The sequence below is a fragment of the Turicibacter sp. TJ11 genome (genome assembly GCF_021497505.1).
In the GTDB taxonomy this organism is placed as follows: Bacteria; Bacillota_I; Bacilli_A; order MOL361; family Turicibacteraceae; genus Turicibacter.
In genome coordinates, this window is record NZ_CP069349.1 from 1,147,395 (window position 1) to 1,163,649 (window position 16,255).

Consider the following 16,255-nt stretch of genomic DNA (forward strand, 5'->3'; position numbering starts at 1 on the left):
TAAAAGGATTTTTTGACTATTAATCTAATTTTGAAAACCTTTGCTACTTCCTTCTATTAGAAATCTTCCCCTCATATCGTTAATAGACAGTTAAGAAATAAAGGGGGAGCTTTTTGTGGGAATGCAGTTTTTCTTACGTTCAAATCAACAACGGTCTAACTTTAGACGAGCATTAAATCAACTCATGTCTACTCGTGGGGAAACACTTATTTTAAGCACTGGTTATATTAGTAGTAGTTTATTTAACGATTACAATCACGATGATTTCTTTCATGCGATTCGTAACGGTTTTAAAGATTTGCCCTATACTGAGATTATCATTATTGGTGGGATGTTTGATTCTAATTTAAAAAATCAATATCAGTTTGAAGGATTTATTAAATATTTAATGTATTTAGGCTATAAAGTAACTTACTACAAGCCTAGATATTTAAATTGGCATGCAAAAATCGCCATGAAACTCATTAACAAAACACCCGTTATGGCCATCATAGGGAGCAGCAATTTAACTGCACCCGCTTATTCCGAGTATAACTATACTCATAAAGACTATAAGTTCAATATTGAATGTGATCTACTCATTTGGGATCACGACTTATTAGATAATTTCAAAGGGATTGATGTGATAGAAACTAGTGATGAAAAAGAGATTGACTATGAAGAACTTCAAGAGCAAAAAATTACAATCCTACTAGACACGTTGTATCAAGCACTCCAAACTCATGATTCACTAAAGACAATCTCACGTAATCATCTCATTGAGCGATCAAATACCCCGTTAGAGATGTTAAACTATTTAGAACATACATTTTTTGAGTCATCTAATTCAGAATTAGACACTAGACTATTAGAAATCATTAGCGATATATGCTTTGAAATAGATGTCATCCGAAGTATGAAAAAAAATGGTTCTACCTTAGAGCAACGTTTTACCATGAGCCATATTTTAGATTTGCATCCTACTCTAAATGACAGTAAACTACTCAGTCTTTTGAAGACCGAGGTTCAACGCTATGAACGTTTCTCAGAAATCATTGAATGGCATCAATTAAAGGAAAATTGGTTTTATCCGGATGAACATCAAAAACTTATTGAAGAAATTAAGAATACTGTTTCTCCTTGCGATGAAATTATTTGCTTAATTGAGAAGTTGGGCGCTTTTTCAGCATTAGAAGTCACTTTTAGCACATGGAAATATAAAAAGCTAGTGACAACCCTAAACTTAAATGCTATCCATCTTTCTCTCCCTTCTGAGATGAAAAAAGAATTATATGAAATCATCCAAATAAAAATAAATGAAAATTGAAGCACATAAATACCAAAATAGCTACCCATCTTCTTAACTAATTACGAAGATTGGGTAGCCTTTATTTTATATAATCCCTCATTTATAAACCTTTAATCAATGTAATCCAGATCTTCAAACAGATGATTAAGGTATTCCCTATTGTTTATATTTTTTCACGTAATGACACCTATATTGTCCTTTTATAATCTCTAATGTTATAATATCCTTATTATCAACATAAAGGACGGTTTTATATGGCTTCTAAAGTTAAGAGTATTGATGGGTTAATGCGTCATTTACGTGATACTCACAATATTGATATTAAAGGTAGTATTCAAAAACAAAAGTTACGTCATATAGGGTACTATCATGGTTATAAAGGTTATCGTTATTTTAAAACGCCTAATAATCAATTTTTGTTCACAGATTTTAATCAGGTATTAGCGATAAATGAATTTGATATGGCATTAAAAGCTCTGCTTTATCCCAAAATCATGTTTATTGAAACAGCTATTAAAAATTATACTTTAGAAGTTATATTAGATTGTACCGGAACTGATTCTTTTAATGACGTATATTCTAATCTCCTAACACATTACAATTCATTTCCAGTTGCTTCAAAGGATTATAAATCTGAGTTAAAGCAACGTCTAGAACTACAAAATAAAATTTATAGTTCGCTTTCTCGTAATTATACTACTAAATTGGTCATTCAACATTATTACCATCAAGATAGAAATGTCCCAATTTGGGCAATTTTCGAGGTCATTACTCTAGGTGAATTCGGAAAATTCATTCATTGTCTAAATCAAAATACACGTAAGCTAATTTCAACATCGATTGGCTTAAATCAAAGTTTTGATACGGATGCTAAACTAACTGAGTCTATTATCTACTTGTTAAGAGATCTGAGAAATGCTGTTGCTCATAATGATATTATCTTTGATACTCGATTCAAAACCGGTCAGGTAAAAAAGACTCTAATACATTCCATTTCATATGACTCTAAAGTTCAAGGTATTAATTTTAATACCATAACTGATTATATTATTTTAATTAGCTTTATCCTAAAGCAGTTAGAAGTTTCTAAAACAGAAATAAGCAAAATGATTTCTAATTTTGATCACCTAAAAGAAGAGTTTCGAAAAAAAATACCATACAACATATACTCCAAAATTATTCATACTGACACAAATAATAAATTGTTAGAATTAAGAAATTATATTAAACTTTAAAAAAATATTGCATATTATTACTACTAAATGTATACTATATATATTGAATAGCGGTGAATGTCTGCGGACTACACCTAGGAGAGATGGATGCGTCTATCTCTCCTTTTAATTTTTATACTAATTGATTGATTAATCCTATTTGCTAGTACGAGCAAATAGGTTTTTTTCTTTATAAACAAACTTATGTAACATATGATTCGTCTTTATGCTTTCTATCTAAATACCTATTCACTTCTCCTTATCAAAATAACCAAGACAGTTTCTTATAAGAGATCTAGACTGCACCTTTCAAATCTAAATACTTTATTTATAGATAATTACTTACATCCCCTGCTTCGTGATTCAAAGATTAATCCTTAATGTCACCTGAAAAAAAGACACAATACGTTTTATAATATTTGATACCTAAGATTCCACTTTCCCTATCTATAGCATCTTGTTTGATTAAATGAACCGCACACGAATAATGTAAAGAAATGTCATGAACGTCTTTTCTACTTTTGACTTTAGTATGATGTAAAAAGACGATATAAAGGAGTGATTCAAATGAAAATAGCCATTGCTGGAGCAGGTGCGATGGGAAGTCGATTTGGAATGATGTTACATCAAGCGGGAAATGACGTGATTTTGATTGACCAATGGGAAGAACATGTGAGTGCCATTAAACATAACGGTCTAAAAGCCATTCATGATGGTGAAACAATTATTGAGAATATTCCTGCCTTTCTTCCAAAGGACATAACAGATTATCATGATGAAATTGATACGGTCATCTTATTTACAAAAGCGATGCAGTTAGATGACATGTTACAATCGATTACTTCTATCTTATCTGAACATACGACCGTTTTATGTCTACTAAACGGATTAGGTCATGAAGATACGATCAAAAATTATGTCGCTAAAGAAAACATTTTACTTGGAAACACGATGTGGACGGCTGGTCTAACAGGACCTGGTGAGGTCAACATGTTTGGTCATGGAAGTGTTGAATTACAAAATATTCATCCAAAGGGACAAGACGCGGCGCTTGAACTGGTTCAAGTGTTTAACGAAGCAGGATTAAACTGCAAATATAGTGAAGATATGATGTATTCAATCTGGAGAAAAGCTTGTGTGAACGGGACATTAAACGGAACATGTACGATTTTAGATGCTAATATTGCAAGTTTTGGATCTACAAGCGTCACAGATGAAATCATTCGTACGATCATTCATGAATTTGCATTAGTCGCTAAGCACGAGGGAATTCTTTTAGATGAAGAAGAAATTGTCAATCATGTTAAATCGACCTTTGATCCTCACGGAATCGGACATCATTATCCATCGATGTATCAAGATTTAATTCAAAAACATCGTCTAACTGAAATTGATTATATAAACGGGGCTGTCTGTAAAAAAGGAGAAACCTATCAGATTGCAACCCCTTATTGTCAATTTTTAACGCAGTTAGTTCATGCCAAAGAAGAACTTTTAAAAGCTAAATAAAAGGAGGCATTTTTATGTCAAATCAGCCAAAAATAACTTCAAAACTCTTTTTCAATAAAGTTCTGTCTGGTACTGCATTAGGAATTATCATCGGTCTGATGCCAAATGCGGTACTAGGATCGATTTTAAAGTATTTTCCTCAAACAAACTTTGTCATCTTATTAAGTCAAACCGTTGTCCTATTTCAATTAGCTACTCCACTATTAATCGGTGCGCTAATTGCCCTACAGTTTAAACTGAATCCGATGCAAACAGCCGTTGTTGCAGGAGCATGTTTAGTGGGATCTGGTGTAACCATGTATAACGCTGAACTAGGTGTCTATCTGAGTGCTGGAACAGGTGACATCATCAATACGATGCTAACAGCTTCAATAGCCATTTTTTTAATTTTGTTAGTTGCTGATCGATTTGGTGCAGTTAATATTATCTTATCTCCTATTTTAATTGGAGCCGGTTCTGGGTTAATCGGTTTATATCTACTTCCGTATGTTAAAAGCTTCACTACATTAATTGGGGATGGCATTAATTCATTTACGACGTTACAACCCATATTGATGAGTTTACTCATTGCCTGTTCATTTGCCATCTTAATTATTTCTCCTATCTCAACCGTTGCCATTGCATTAGCTATTCAATTAAATGGTGTTTCTGCAGGCTCAGCAGCCATGGGCGTTGCAGCCACAACATTAGTGCTTGTGGTTCACTCACTCAAAGTCAATAAATCAGGAGTAACTCTTGCCATTGCATTAGGCGCCATGAAAACGATGATGCCAAATCTATTTCGTTATCCTATCATATTAATTCCCATTTTATTTACCGCTTCTTTATCCTCTCTACCTGTGGCACTATTTAATGTCATGGGAACCGCATCTTCCGCTGGATTTGGCTTAGTTGGATTAGTTGGGCCATTAGCTTCAATTGACGCCGGATTAAATCTACTGACAGCGATCGTTGTCTGGTTTATTATTCCGACTCTAAGTGCTCTACTGTCATTATTAATTTTTGAAAAAGGACTTAAACTTTATAAAAAAGAAGAAGCATTTGCGTATCTTGGATAAGTAATGGTTCATCATTAGCTAATGATCAGATAAAGACTTGACTTAAATCAATCATTTCCCTACTTTCAAGTGGGGATTTTTTATAGCATATACCATAAGCATTTTATTGCTATCTTTTTAATTAAACACAGTTAAAGATCTTAATATTAAAAATCCCCCTATAAAAATTAAATTCTATAGTCTTTTAGAGATACTTAACATGAATTCTTAATAAGCTCTCATCACGAGAAAAAGTCACATATGAGTTAGAAATAATTCATATGTGACTCTTTTATTAATCTCTTGTTTAAATAATTATATTAGCCTTTTAAAAATTACTCTTTCAATTAATAACAGTTTGACTATACAATATCATCACTTTACTGTAGATGCACTCCATTTGATTCAATAACTTTCTTATACCAGTAAAAAGACTTTTTCTTTATTCTACTATAAGTTCCATTACCGTAATCATCAGCATCTACATAAATAAATCCATATCTTTTACTCATTTGGCACGTTGACATACTAACTAAATCAATACATCCCCAAGGCGTATATCCCATTACCTCTACTCCATCGCTAATAGCACTAGCAATTGCTTCAATATGTTGTCGATAATATTCAATTCTGTAATCGTCTATTATAATCCCATTATCGTTTACTATATCTTTAGCACCAATACCATTTTCAGCAATAAACAACGGTTTTTTATATCGATCGTACATCTCAACTAATGAATATTCTAGGCCGATAGGATCAACTTGCCAATTCCACTCAGTTACATCTAAATATGGATTTTTTACTCCTGTAGATAGATTTCCATTTACCTTCTCTTTTTTTTCAGCTTCAATGCTTGAAACTAATGACATATAATAACTAAATGAAACGAAATCAACAGGATAACTTTTTAAAATCTCTTCATCTTCTTCGTTAAATTTAATAAATATTCTTTTTGCTTTCCATTCTTCTTTTATAAATCTAGGATACATTCCAAAAACTTGTACGTCTGCATAAAAATAATTTTCACGATTAGTTTTTAAAGCCAATAAACAGTTTTTAGGGTGACAGTTTTCAGGATAAGTAAGTGTTCGAGTAACCATACATCCCATTTTTGCCTGAGGAATAATTTCGTGTAAACATTTTGTAGCTAATGCACTAGCCACAAATTGATGATGTAAAGCTTGATAAATGATCTCTTCTTGCTTTTCCTTCGGGTAACGTTCTGTTACAATCCCAGCTGTTGTAAATGGGTGACGAAAGATACTATCAATTTCATTAAATGTTAACCAATACTTAACTAAATGTTTATATCGATCAAAGACTACCTTGCAAAATTTAACAAACATTTCAATAACTTCTCTACTATACCATCCACCATAGTGATCAGAAAGATATAGTGGCATTTCATAATGATGTAACGTAACAAGTGGCTCAATATTTCGAGCTCTCATTTCTTTAAATAGCTCTTCATAATACAGTAAACCTTTTTCATTTGGCTGTTCCTCAACCCCTGTTGGAAAAATCCGTGTCCATGCTATTGAAACTCGTAATACTTTAAATCCCATCTCTGCAAATAAATCTAAGTCTTCTCTAAATCGATTGTAAAAATCAATTCCTCTTCTTTTCCCATATAAAATGGTATCTTCACTTTCCATTGCTTCTTTTATATCTTGTAAAGTAATCCCATGTTGAGCAATATAGTCTTTTGGATCAACATCTGGTTTAAATTTACTACAATCTGCAACAGATAATCCTTTTCCATCAACATTCCATGCACCTTCACATTGGTTAGCTGCTGTAGCTCCCCCCCACAAAAATCCTTTAGGAAATTTATTATTATTCTTCATAAATACCTCCAAAATAAATTTATTTAATGTCCTTCATTCCTTGTTTATTTGAAATTAATACAAATGGTGTCCAAATTAATGTACAAACAATTAATAAAACTATCTGTACAATGATTCCTTTCCAACCAAATCCTATAAATGCGTTTAGTATGATTGGAATTCCAAATGGTACATCAATGGTAGAGGGAGCAATGAATCCAATGTTAATAGCAACTAAAGCAATCATAGTAGCAACCGCTGAGTTAATAATAAATGGCAATGCATAAATAGGATTAAGTACAAGCGGTAATCCAAATACCAACGGCTCACTAATTCCACAAATACCTGGTGCAAGTGCTAGCTTTGCAACTGCTCGCTCTTCTTTTCTTTTTCCAAAAAGGAGCAATGAGAAAATTAAAGCTAGCGTCACTCCTGCTCCTCCACAGGTAACAAAGACATTCCAAAAACCTGCTGTAATTGGTTCAGTCGCTGTTAATCCTTTCTCTACTAATTCAATATTTGTAGCTAACGCAGCGATCATTAATGGATTACGTATTGGTGAGATAACCAATCCTCCATGTATTCCTAAAAACCAGAAAAACTGCATAAATATAACTATTGCTACGATTCCGAGTGGACTTTGGAATATTGACTCAAGTGGAGCTTGAATAATTTGATATACATACTCATTTATATATACACCACTTAACTCTTTAAATAAGACTCCGAAAATTGAAAAAATAGATAATGTAATAAAGATAGGTATAAGTGTATTAAAAGATGTTGCTATTTGTGCCGGAACTTCTTTTGGCATTTTAATGTTTAACCTATCAATGTTATAGAGTAATTTAAATACTTCAGCTACAATAATTGTTAAAATCATTCCAATAAAAAGTCCTTGGGCTCCCATTACACTACTCGAAAGACCTGGTGCGGACCCTGAAATTTCATTAATAATTACTCCTACCTCGTTTGGTACTACTGAAATATAAGCAAGTAAGGCTATGACACCGGTAATAAAATCAGGAGTTTTATTTTTCTTAGCTAGTTGCATTCCTAATAAAAATACAATTGGCAATGTCATAACGGTTAATGTTGCAAAATTAACAGCAGTAAAGGCAGGAGCAATTTTTACTAGCCCTGGTATCCATTTCGCAACTCCAATTGTTTCACTACAAAGTAATAACTTACATAATGTTGAAAATGATCCAACAATAACAAATGGCATATAAATAGTAAAAGTATTTTTTATTGCAGATAGATACTTATTATCGTCTACTTTTTCTGCAATTAACATCAAAAAATCTTCGAAATTTTCAGATAACTTTGACACACTAATCCCCCCTCTAAGAAGCTTATTTTTGATTGAATAACTCTTCAGCTTGATTTAGTACAGCCTCGCCATCACATCTACCGTATGCAATTGGATCAATAACTCCCATTGGAAATGAATCGCCAACTATTTTTTTTACTTTTCGTTGAATGTGTCTTACTTGAGGCCCAAGCAATAATACATCAAAATTCCCCAATTCTTCCTCTATCTGTCCCTGTTCAACAGCCCAAATTTTATAATCTTTTCCTTGTTTTTTCGCTGCTTCTTCCATTTTTGACACTACTATACTTGTTGACATTCCAGCACAACATGCTAACATAATTTTCATTTTTTATTCCCCCATTGTATTTTTATTTATTAATGAATTAATTTTTAACGTATAAACTAACTAACTTCTGTACAAAATCTTTAACCATAATCTCTATATCAAATGATTCTGCACATGAGCTGAAAGAATATTAACGTCTACTACTTTTTCATTTGTCTATTCTTCAGTTAACTTAAATTGCACCTCATAAGCTACTAACCAAATCTAATAACTCTTTTGTTATATCTCATCTTTAGTGCAATTAATCACCATTAATACTGGTGTTTTTGCATTATATACATTAAGAATCCCCCCCTCTTTGCACTTTTCTTCAATCATTTTTCAATCCTCCTTCTCTATTTTAATCATATAAGAGTCGCAATTCTTCAAGACTCAACTCCCTAACACCTACAAGATAACGCTTTCAAACTTAAAAGTCAACGCTTTCATAGATGAATAAAATGTCGTCTTTTCTACAAAAAAATTAGTTCTAAATTAAAAACGCTCATTCATCTATTAATTAATAACCAGTTATTTTAAACATTTTTGAAGAAATTTAAATTCACCGATGCAAGAATGTTGATCACAAAAGACAATTCTACAACTCATGATCAACTATCCCTTCATTTTAAGAATGAAGAAGCTAGCCTTATTTGACTAACTTCTTCTATCAGCTTTAGATGACGCTTACAAAAATTTTTATCTTTAAAATAATCTGTCATTGATTAGATGATCTATTTTACTTCTTTGTATAAAATATACATCATAATAAAACTTAACACCAATCCTACCACCATCGATATAACGATTCCATAAAATCCTCGGTCAATCCCTGAAGAATTAATATAACTTGGCAAAGCAAAGATTCCCATACCACCAGCCATATATCCAGTTGACTTTAAATATTCAGTAATCCCATCTGTGATGGCTCCAATGATACAGCTAAGGATAAATGTTTTTTACGGGGTAACGTAATCCCGTAAATAGCTGGTTCATTGACACCGAAAAATCCTGAAATCACAGCTGGAATACATAATGATTTGGGTCTTTGACCTTTTGTTCTTACCATACTATCTATACTTCGTAAACGCTTTAATTATTATTTTTTAACTATCTGAGAAATGAAAAAATATGATTAAATTTCATGAAATTTTAGTCATTTTTTAAATTAATTCAGCATAGAATTAAGGTTTGAAACATAAAAAAAAGCTACCCTTGTTCACCGATGTGACGCTTGGGTAGCTTTTTTGTTATTGAAAATTATTCTTCTGCTTGTTCAAATTGGCTATTATAAAGTTCAGCGTAGAAGCCGTTTTTAGCTAGTAATTCTTCATGATTTCCGCTTTCTAAAATATCTCCATCTTTTAAGACTAAGATCACATCTGCATTTTTAATCGTTGATAGACGGTGAGCAATCACAAATGAGGTACGCCCTTCCATGAGTTGATCCATCGCTTGCTGAATTAGTAGTTCTGTTCGTGTATCAACTGAACTTGTCGCCTCATCTAAAATTAACATCGGTGCTTGTTTTAACATCGCACGTGCAATCGTTAACTGTTGTTTTTGACCGGCTGATAAATTGACTTTATCATTTAAAATCGTGTCATAACCATCGTGTAACGTTTCGATGAAATGATGTAATCCAACCGCCTGACAAGCCTGTTGAACTTGTTCATCTGTAATATGATCCTGATTATAAATTAAATTTTCCTTAATGCTTCCTTCAAATAACCACGTATCTTGTAATACCATACAGAATAAGTCATGGATATTTTCACGCGTTAAGTCATGAATCGAAACATCATCAATTAAAATGTCTCCCCCGTTAATTTCATTAAATCGCATTAATAAATTAACAAGCGTTGTTTTCCCTGCTCCTGTTGGACCAACAATGGCAATTTTTTGTCCCGGTTTAGCAAGTGTTGAGAAGTTTTTAATGACAGGTTTTCCGTGTTTTGAATAAGAGAATTGAACGTTTTTAAATTCAACTTTTCCTGTAGCAGAAGTTAACTTCTGTTGTTTATGACGTTCATCTTCCATCTCTTCTGCTTCTAAAAATTCAAATACTCGATGACTTGCCGCTGATGCTGATTGTAAACTTTGGGCAGCTTGCGCCATTTGAGCAAGTGGTTGAGTAAAGTAACGGATATACATAATAAATGCCACAATGACTCCAAATGAGATCTTATCATTCATGGCTAAAACAGCTCCAACAATACAAACGGCGACATAACCTAAGTTTCCGATAAACATCATCATTGGCATCATTAATCCAGATAAAAACTGAGCTTTATAGGCGCTGTCTCGTAAATTTTCATTAATGGTTTCAAAGGCTTCACGCATTTGATTTTCACCGTTATAAGCTTTAACGATAAAATGACCGCTATAAACTTCTTCAACATGACCATTAATCGCACCTAACGATTCTTGTTGACTTAAGAAATATTTTTGAGATGTTTTCATGAGTAACATCATTAAAACGAATCCTAGTAAAATCGATAAAATAGCTGTGAGTGACATGATGACATTTGTTTTAAACATCATGATCAATGAACCGATAAATAAACACAGCGCCGTAACTAACATTCCAATACTTTGATTTAACGTTTGACCGATCGTATCAATATCATTTGTCACACGCGATAAAATATCACCTGTTGTCGTGTTATTATAATAAGCCATTGGTAACTTGTTTACTTTATCTGATAACGCTGTTCTTAACTGTTTAGAAATACGTTGAGTAATATTCGCCATAATTAAGCCTTGACCTAATGACAAAATAAAACTTACACCGTAAATGATAACTAACGTCCATCCAATATCGGCAATCGCCTCTAAATCCATACTTCCAAATAAACCACCTGTAATTAAATCGGTCATTTCTGATAATTTATCCGGTCCAAATAACGTTAGAACCGTTCCGATTGAAGCTCCGATTAAGGCGATTAAAATGAGTGGAAGATATTTTCTACAATAATGAAATAGCTTAATTAAACTCCCTTTTTGTTCGTTTGTTTGATTCATTACGCTAATTCCTCCTTTGAAAGCTGAGAATAGGCAATCTCTTGATAAACGTCACATGTTTTCATTAAGTCTTCATGCGATCCTACCCCAACAATCTTCCCTTCATCTAAAACAATAATTTTATCCGCATCTTTAATCGTTCCAATTCGCTGAGCGACAATAAGTAATGTTGTTCCTAACGTTTCTTTTTTTAGCGCACTTCTTAATCGACGATCCGTTTTATAATCAAGTGCTGAGAAAGAATCATCAAAAATTAAAATTTCTGGGCGACGAGCAATCGCACGAGCAATCGATAAACGTTGCTTTTGTCCACCTGAAAGATTCGTTCCACCTTGAGCAACATGTGCCTCATAACTTCCATCCATCTTTTCAACAAAATCCGTTGACTGTGCAATGTCAATCGCATCCATCACTTGATGAATATCTGCTGATGCCTTTCCATTATCACCAAAAGAAACATTTGATTGAACCGTTCCACCAAATAAGACCGCTTTTTGTGAAACATAACCGATTTTGTTACGTAACGCCTTTTGATCATAATCTTTAACGTTAATACCATTGAGTAAAATCTCACCTTCACTAACATCATAAAAACGTGGAATTAAGTTAACCAGTGTACTTTTTCCACACCCTGTTGAACCAATGAACGCAATCGTTTCTCCACGATTTGCTTTAAAGGTAATATCTTTAATCACACAATCGTCCGCATCTGGATACTTAAAGCCAACATTTTTAAATTCAATTTCACCTGATATACCGGCTGGTGATTCTTCGACTGTTCCGTTTTCAATCGTTACTTTTGTATTTAAAACTTCGTTAATACGTTTCGCTGAAACAGTGGCACGCGGTAAAATCATAAAAATCATAATTAACATCATAAACGCCATCACGACTTGCATCGCATAAGATGAAAAAACTATCATATCTGAAAATAGCGTCATTTTAGATGGCAGATCAGCTTCATTAATCACAATAGCCCCTACCCAATAAATCGCTAAACTTAATCCACTCATAATTAAACTAATACTTGGCATTAAAAAGGCTAATACAGAGTTCGTAAATAAGTTAGTGCTCGTTAATTCTTTATTCGCTATTTCAAACTTGTCTTCTTGATAGTCCTCCGCATTATAAGCACGAACCACACGTAATCCTGTGATGTTTTCGCGAGCAATTCGATTTAAATTATCTGTTAACTTTTGAACACGTTTAAACTTTGGAAGAGCAATTAACACACAAACTCCAACGATGACTAATAAGGCGATGACAGCCACTCCCGTTGATAGTGTCCATTGCCAACTTTTATCCATGATTTTCATTAATGCCCATCCAGCTAAAATAGGAGCCTTAATTAACATTTGTAACCCCATGACAATGAACATTTGAACTTGATTGACGTCGTTTGTTGAACGAGTGACTAAACTTGACGTTGAAAAATGATTAATCTCTTCCATCGAAAATGACTGAACTTTATCAAATAAAATGAAGCGTAAACGAGCTGAAAGGTTTGACGCAATTTTAGCAGAGATCGCTGCTACAACCATTGAAGTTGCCAAACTTCCAAATGCACAAAGTAACATCCAGCCTCCCGCTACTAAAATATCCTTCATTTCACTTCCTGGCGTTTGAACCAGTCGAGTAATTTCACTCATATAATCTGGTATTTTTAAATCTAACCAAACTTGAGTCACAATAAAAATGAAGCTAACACCAAATAAACCCCATTCAATTGCTTTTAATTTTTTAAATAATTGAATCATATTTGACACTCCTCCCTATGATAACTCTAATATATGTATAAAAGATAAACTTAACATAAACTCTTAGCGCTACCATTTTATTTTTTTAATAAATGAAACGATTTTTGATGATTGATCCCTAGTTAACGTAATGAAAAAGGAATTTAACCTAAATAGGCTAAATTCCTTTTACTCCTTTGGAAGCGAGACTACAAACGTTGTTCCTTTAGAAACTGTACTCATACACTTAATATTTCCTTTATGTAACGTCATAATTTCATGAACAATAGACAGTCCCAGTCCATTTCCCATCGTTGCATGTGAGCGATCTTCTTGATAAAACTTATCAAAAATTTTAGGAAGGGCTTGATCGGTAATTCCACATCCTGTATCACTAATTGTGACTAACACGTCACTCTCTTTTTCTTGTACGATCACTTCAATGATTCCTTGAGTTGGGGTAAATTTAATTGCATTATCTAATAAGTTTAACCACACTTGATTTAGCATTTCTTTATTAGCAAAAACATGGATATCCTGAATATCTGCCTGAAGAAGAATCTCTTTTTTCTCAAGTTTAGAATCAAGCATTAAAACACATTGTCGAATTTGCTCACCTAAATTAAATGACTGCTGATTGGTTAAGATGGTTTGTCCCTCAACTTTAGATAATGTCAACACATTAGTTGCTAAAGCGGAAAGTCTCGTTGATTCTTCAATGACAATATCTAAGTATTCATCACGCTCTTCTTGTGAGAGGGTTGGATCTTTTAAAATCTCAGCAAATCCTTTAATTGAAACAATAGGTGTTTTAAATTCATGAGAAAAATTATTAATAAAATCCGTTCTCAATACTTCGATTCCCGCCAGTTCTTCTGCCATATGATTAAAATTATCAGACAAAACTCTATATTCTGGAGGATGCGTAATGTTTAATCGAGCTGAAAAATCACCACTTGCTAATCGATTCGTTGCTTCAATAAACTGACAAATCGTTGCAATCACCTTTCGACTCGCGATCGCAAAAATAATAAATCCGATAATGATACAAGAAACAAGTGTAATCCCTATCACCACACAGGGTTGATCTTGGATTGTCTCACTCATCCAATTAAATGAAATTCCCATATAAAGAAGCGTCCATGTCACAGCTAAAGTAATGAGATGAATAATGAATAAGCATAAAGCAAAATATAAACTTAATCCTATCTTACTAAGTAACTTTTTCATACATTTTTCACCGCTTTGTATCCAAGCCCTCGAACAGAGATGAGATCGAATTCAGGATAATTCGAAAAACGTTTTCTTAATCGATTAATATGGACATTCACCGTTGTATCCGTACTTTCTGTTTGAAGCCCCCAAATTTCATCCATTAGCTGAATTCGAGTAAAGACACGTCCGGGATAAGATAACAGTTTATAAAGTAAATAAAATTCTTTTTGGGGAAGTGTTTGACTTTCACCTTCACGCGTCACTGTTAGTGAATCATAATCTAGTGTCACACTGCCAATAGTTAGTTTTCGTTCATTTACGATTTGTGAGCGACGTAATAACGCTCGGACTCGCAAAAGCATTTCTTCCACATCAATCGGCTTGGTCATATAATCATCTGTCCCGACAATAAATCCTTTTTTCTTATCTTCCGGTAATTGTTTGGCAGACACCATTAAGATCGGTAAGTTAAAGTTAGCCTCTCTTAACTGTCGAGCTACCTCATATCCATCCATTTTAGGCATCATAATATCTAAAAGAATTAAGTCCACATGCTGACGTTCTAAAGTAGTCAAAACTTCTTCTCCATCTTGTGCAGTTAAGACTTCATAACCTTCTCGTTTTAAAACGGTTTCAAGTAGCTTTCTCGCATGTTTATCATCTTCTGCCACTAAAATATGAATCATCTTCACACCTCACTAAAAAGTCTACCTCTCCATTTAAATCCCTTTAAATGATATGAAATAAACATAAACTCTACATATTCTAAACCACTACACATTTTTGTTTCCCTAAAATAGCCGTTTAAACTGACTGATCACCTAATGAAATCAGTAGCATAGTTAAAAAATCACGTTACTATTTTATTAAGATTTTTTCTAATTAAAAGCTGTGGCTAGTTTTATTATTATAACATAATTTCTTTCTCATAAATGCCAGGCTTGTTTCAATCCCTCATATTTAATCAATGAAAAAAGTGACCTTAATGAAAATCGTTCAGGTCACTTTTTGTTATTTAAGAAACGACTCATCAACCATGCAAATAATCCTGGTCCAACTAAATAAGAACAGACAGCCATGACTGTATAAGCAACTGGATGATTGGCTTGAAGCTGACTAATCCACTCAAATGGAACATTAAATGGTTCACGCAAAATCATTAAATTTAATCCATACATGGTATTCATCACAATACAAATGAGCGCCGAACTTAAAAAATAAAACCCAAAATAAAGAAATGTTCGTTTATTAATGACGACGCGTCGATGAATCATATATAAAACACCTAAATATATCATCATCATATGAAAAAGCAAACTATAAAGACATAAGAAGTGCCAAATAGGATAACGCATTAATGAAGTCGTTGGCATCAATAAGAATCCAACTCCTCCTAGCAGACATCCAATAACAATATAAGCATCCCCAATCTCTTTAATCATCCCTTTTCCATAGCCACTAAACCAAGTGGCGTAGATGAATAAAGAACAAAACGATAAAGGAAACCACGCATCAATCCAGCTATAACCATAATAAAAGTTATAGCCGATTTTAATCAGCTCTAAAACAGTGATTGTTATCGCAAAACAACGCGTCATATGTTGAACTTGATCCCAAGTCAAACGCCTTGACATAAAGAAAGCTAAGCATAAAATGACAAAGCAAATCCCTAAGGCGATGAAGTGAGGCATCGTAAACATACCTGCAGGTTCATAGGCATCTAATGGAGCAAAAAATAATTGTCCTAACTTTGTAAACATATT

The 16,255-nt window shown here is 33.2% G+C and carries 13 protein-coding genes; 4 read left to right on the top strand and 9 right to left on the bottom strand.

What is annotated here, in order from left to right; translation table 11 throughout:
• Positions 1–115: 115 nt before the first annotated feature.
• The 4 genes from JRC48_RS05330 (at position 116) to JRC48_RS05345 (ending at position 5,069) form a co-directional block, all read left to right on the top strand.
• The gene (locus tag JRC48_RS05330) at positions 116–1,306 is read left to right on the top strand and encodes a phospholipase D family protein (protein ID WP_235070815.1); all 1,191 of its coding nucleotides are present in this window, start codon (positions 116–118) and stop codon (positions 1,304–1,306) included.
• A 236-nt stretch (positions 1,307–1,542) separates the two neighbouring features.
• A complete protein-coding gene (locus JRC48_RS05335; RefSeq protein ID WP_235070816.1) occupies positions 1,543–2,523 on the top strand; it encodes an Abi family protein in 981 nt (326 codons plus the stop codon).
• 546 nt (positions 2,524–3,069) lie between these two features.
• Positions 3,070–4,011 (top strand): 2-dehydropantoate 2-reductase, encoded by a 942-nt coding sequence (locus JRC48_RS05340; protein ID WP_235070817.1) that lies wholly within the window; start codon positions 3,070–3,072, stop codon positions 4,009–4,011.
• A gap of 14 nt (positions 4,012–4,025) precedes the next feature.
• The gene (locus tag JRC48_RS05345; RefSeq protein ID WP_235070818.1) at positions 4,026–5,069 is read left to right on the top strand and encodes a PTS transporter subunit IIC; all 1,044 of its coding nucleotides are present in this window, start codon (positions 4,026–4,028) and stop codon (positions 5,067–5,069) included.
• 359 nt (positions 5,070–5,428) lie between these two features.
• On the opposite strand, the gene JRC48_RS05350 is transcribed toward JRC48_RS05345, so the two are convergent.
• The 9 genes from JRC48_RS05350 to JRC48_RS05390 form a co-directional block, all read right to left on the bottom strand.
• Positions 5,429–6,898: a glycoside hydrolase family 1 protein gene (locus JRC48_RS05350; protein WP_235070819.1), complete on the bottom strand. Its 1,470-nt coding sequence runs from the start codon at positions 6,896–6,898 to the stop codon at positions 5,429–5,431.
• Positions 6,899–6,917: 19 nt separating this feature from the next.
• Complete coding sequence (locus tag JRC48_RS05355; RefSeq protein WP_235070820.1) at positions 6,918–8,210, bottom strand: PTS sugar transporter subunit IIC; 1,293 nt, start codon at positions 8,208–8,210, stop codon at positions 6,918–6,920.
• Positions 8,211–8,232: 22 nt separating this feature from the next.
• On the bottom strand, positions 8,233–8,538 hold the full coding sequence (locus tag JRC48_RS05360) for a PTS sugar transporter subunit IIB (protein WP_235070821.1): 306 nt from the start codon (positions 8,536–8,538) through the stop codon (positions 8,233–8,235).
• An 877-nt stretch (positions 8,539–9,415) separates the two neighbouring features.
• Positions 9,416–9,586: a hypothetical protein gene (locus tag JRC48_RS05365; protein WP_235070822.1), complete on the bottom strand. Its 171-nt coding sequence runs from the start codon at positions 9,584–9,586 to the stop codon at positions 9,416–9,418.
• Positions 9,587–9,777: 191 nt separating this feature from the next.
• Positions 9,778–11,541, bottom strand: a complete 1,764-nt coding sequence (locus JRC48_RS05370) for an ABC transporter ATP-binding protein (protein WP_235070823.1) — start codon at positions 11,539–11,541, stop codon at positions 9,778–9,780.
• Positions 11,541–13,298, bottom strand: coding sequence for an ABC transporter ATP-binding protein (locus tag JRC48_RS05375; RefSeq protein ID WP_235070824.1), 1,758 nt, complete (start codon positions 13,296–13,298; stop codon positions 11,541–11,543). The genes JRC48_RS05370 and JRC48_RS05375 overlap by 1 nt, the downstream gene beginning before the upstream one ends.
• Before the next feature lie 168 nt (positions 13,299–13,466).
• The gene (locus tag JRC48_RS05380; protein ID WP_235070825.1) at positions 13,467–14,507 is read right to left on the bottom strand and encodes a HAMP domain-containing sensor histidine kinase; all 1,041 of its coding nucleotides are present in this window, start codon (positions 14,505–14,507) and stop codon (positions 13,467–13,469) included.
• Complete coding sequence (locus tag JRC48_RS05385) at positions 14,504–15,178, bottom strand: response regulator transcription factor (RefSeq protein WP_235070826.1); 675 nt, start codon at positions 15,176–15,178, stop codon at positions 14,504–14,506. Before JRC48_RS05385 ends, JRC48_RS05380 begins: the two co-directional genes overlap by 4 nt.
• A gap of 315 nt (positions 15,179–15,493) precedes the next feature.
• Positions 15,494–16,252: a YwaF family protein gene (locus JRC48_RS05390; protein ID WP_235070827.1), complete on the bottom strand. Its 759-nt coding sequence runs from the start codon at positions 16,250–16,252 to the stop codon at positions 15,494–15,496.
• Positions 16,253–16,255: the final 3 nt, after the last annotated feature.

Coding starts and splice junctions, on each gene's coding strand:
- JRC48_RS05370 (WP_235070823.1), bottom strand. CDS start 11,541: ATGAATCAAACAAACGAACAAAAAGGGAGTTTAATTAAGCTATTTCAT.
- JRC48_RS05375 (WP_235070824.1), bottom strand. CDS start 13,298: ATGATTCAATTATTTAAAAAATTAAAAGCAATTGAATGGGGTTTATTT.
- JRC48_RS05340 (WP_235070817.1), top strand. CDS start 3,070: ATGAAAATAGCCATTGCTGGAGCAGGTGCGATGGGAAGTCGATTTGGA.
- JRC48_RS05380 (WP_235070825.1), bottom strand. CDS start 14,507: ATGAAAAAGTTACTTAGTAAGATAGGATTAAGTTTATATTTTGCTTTA.
- JRC48_RS05385 (WP_235070826.1), bottom strand. CDS start 15,178: ATGATTCATATTTTAGTGGCAGAAGATGATAAACATGCGAGAAAGCTA.
- JRC48_RS05335 (WP_235070816.1), top strand. CDS start 1,543: ATGGCTTCTAAAGTTAAGAGTATTGATGGGTTAATGCGTCATTTACGT.
- JRC48_RS05390 (WP_235070827.1), bottom strand. CDS start 16,252: ATGTTTACAAAGTTAGGACAATTATTTTTTGCTCCATTAGATGCCTAT.
- JRC48_RS05360 (WP_235070821.1), bottom strand. CDS start 8,538: ATGAAAATTATGTTAGCATGTTGTGCTGGAATGTCAACAAGTATAGTA.
- JRC48_RS05345 (WP_235070818.1), top strand. CDS start 4,026: ATGTCAAATCAGCCAAAAATAACTTCAAAACTCTTTTTCAATAAAGTT.
- JRC48_RS05350 (WP_235070819.1), bottom strand. CDS start 6,898: ATGAAGAATAATAATAAATTTCCTAAAGGATTTTTGTGGGGGGGAGCT.
- JRC48_RS05365 (WP_235070822.1), bottom strand. CDS start 9,586: ATGGTAAGAACAAAAGGTCAAAGACCCAAATCATTATGTATTCCAGCT.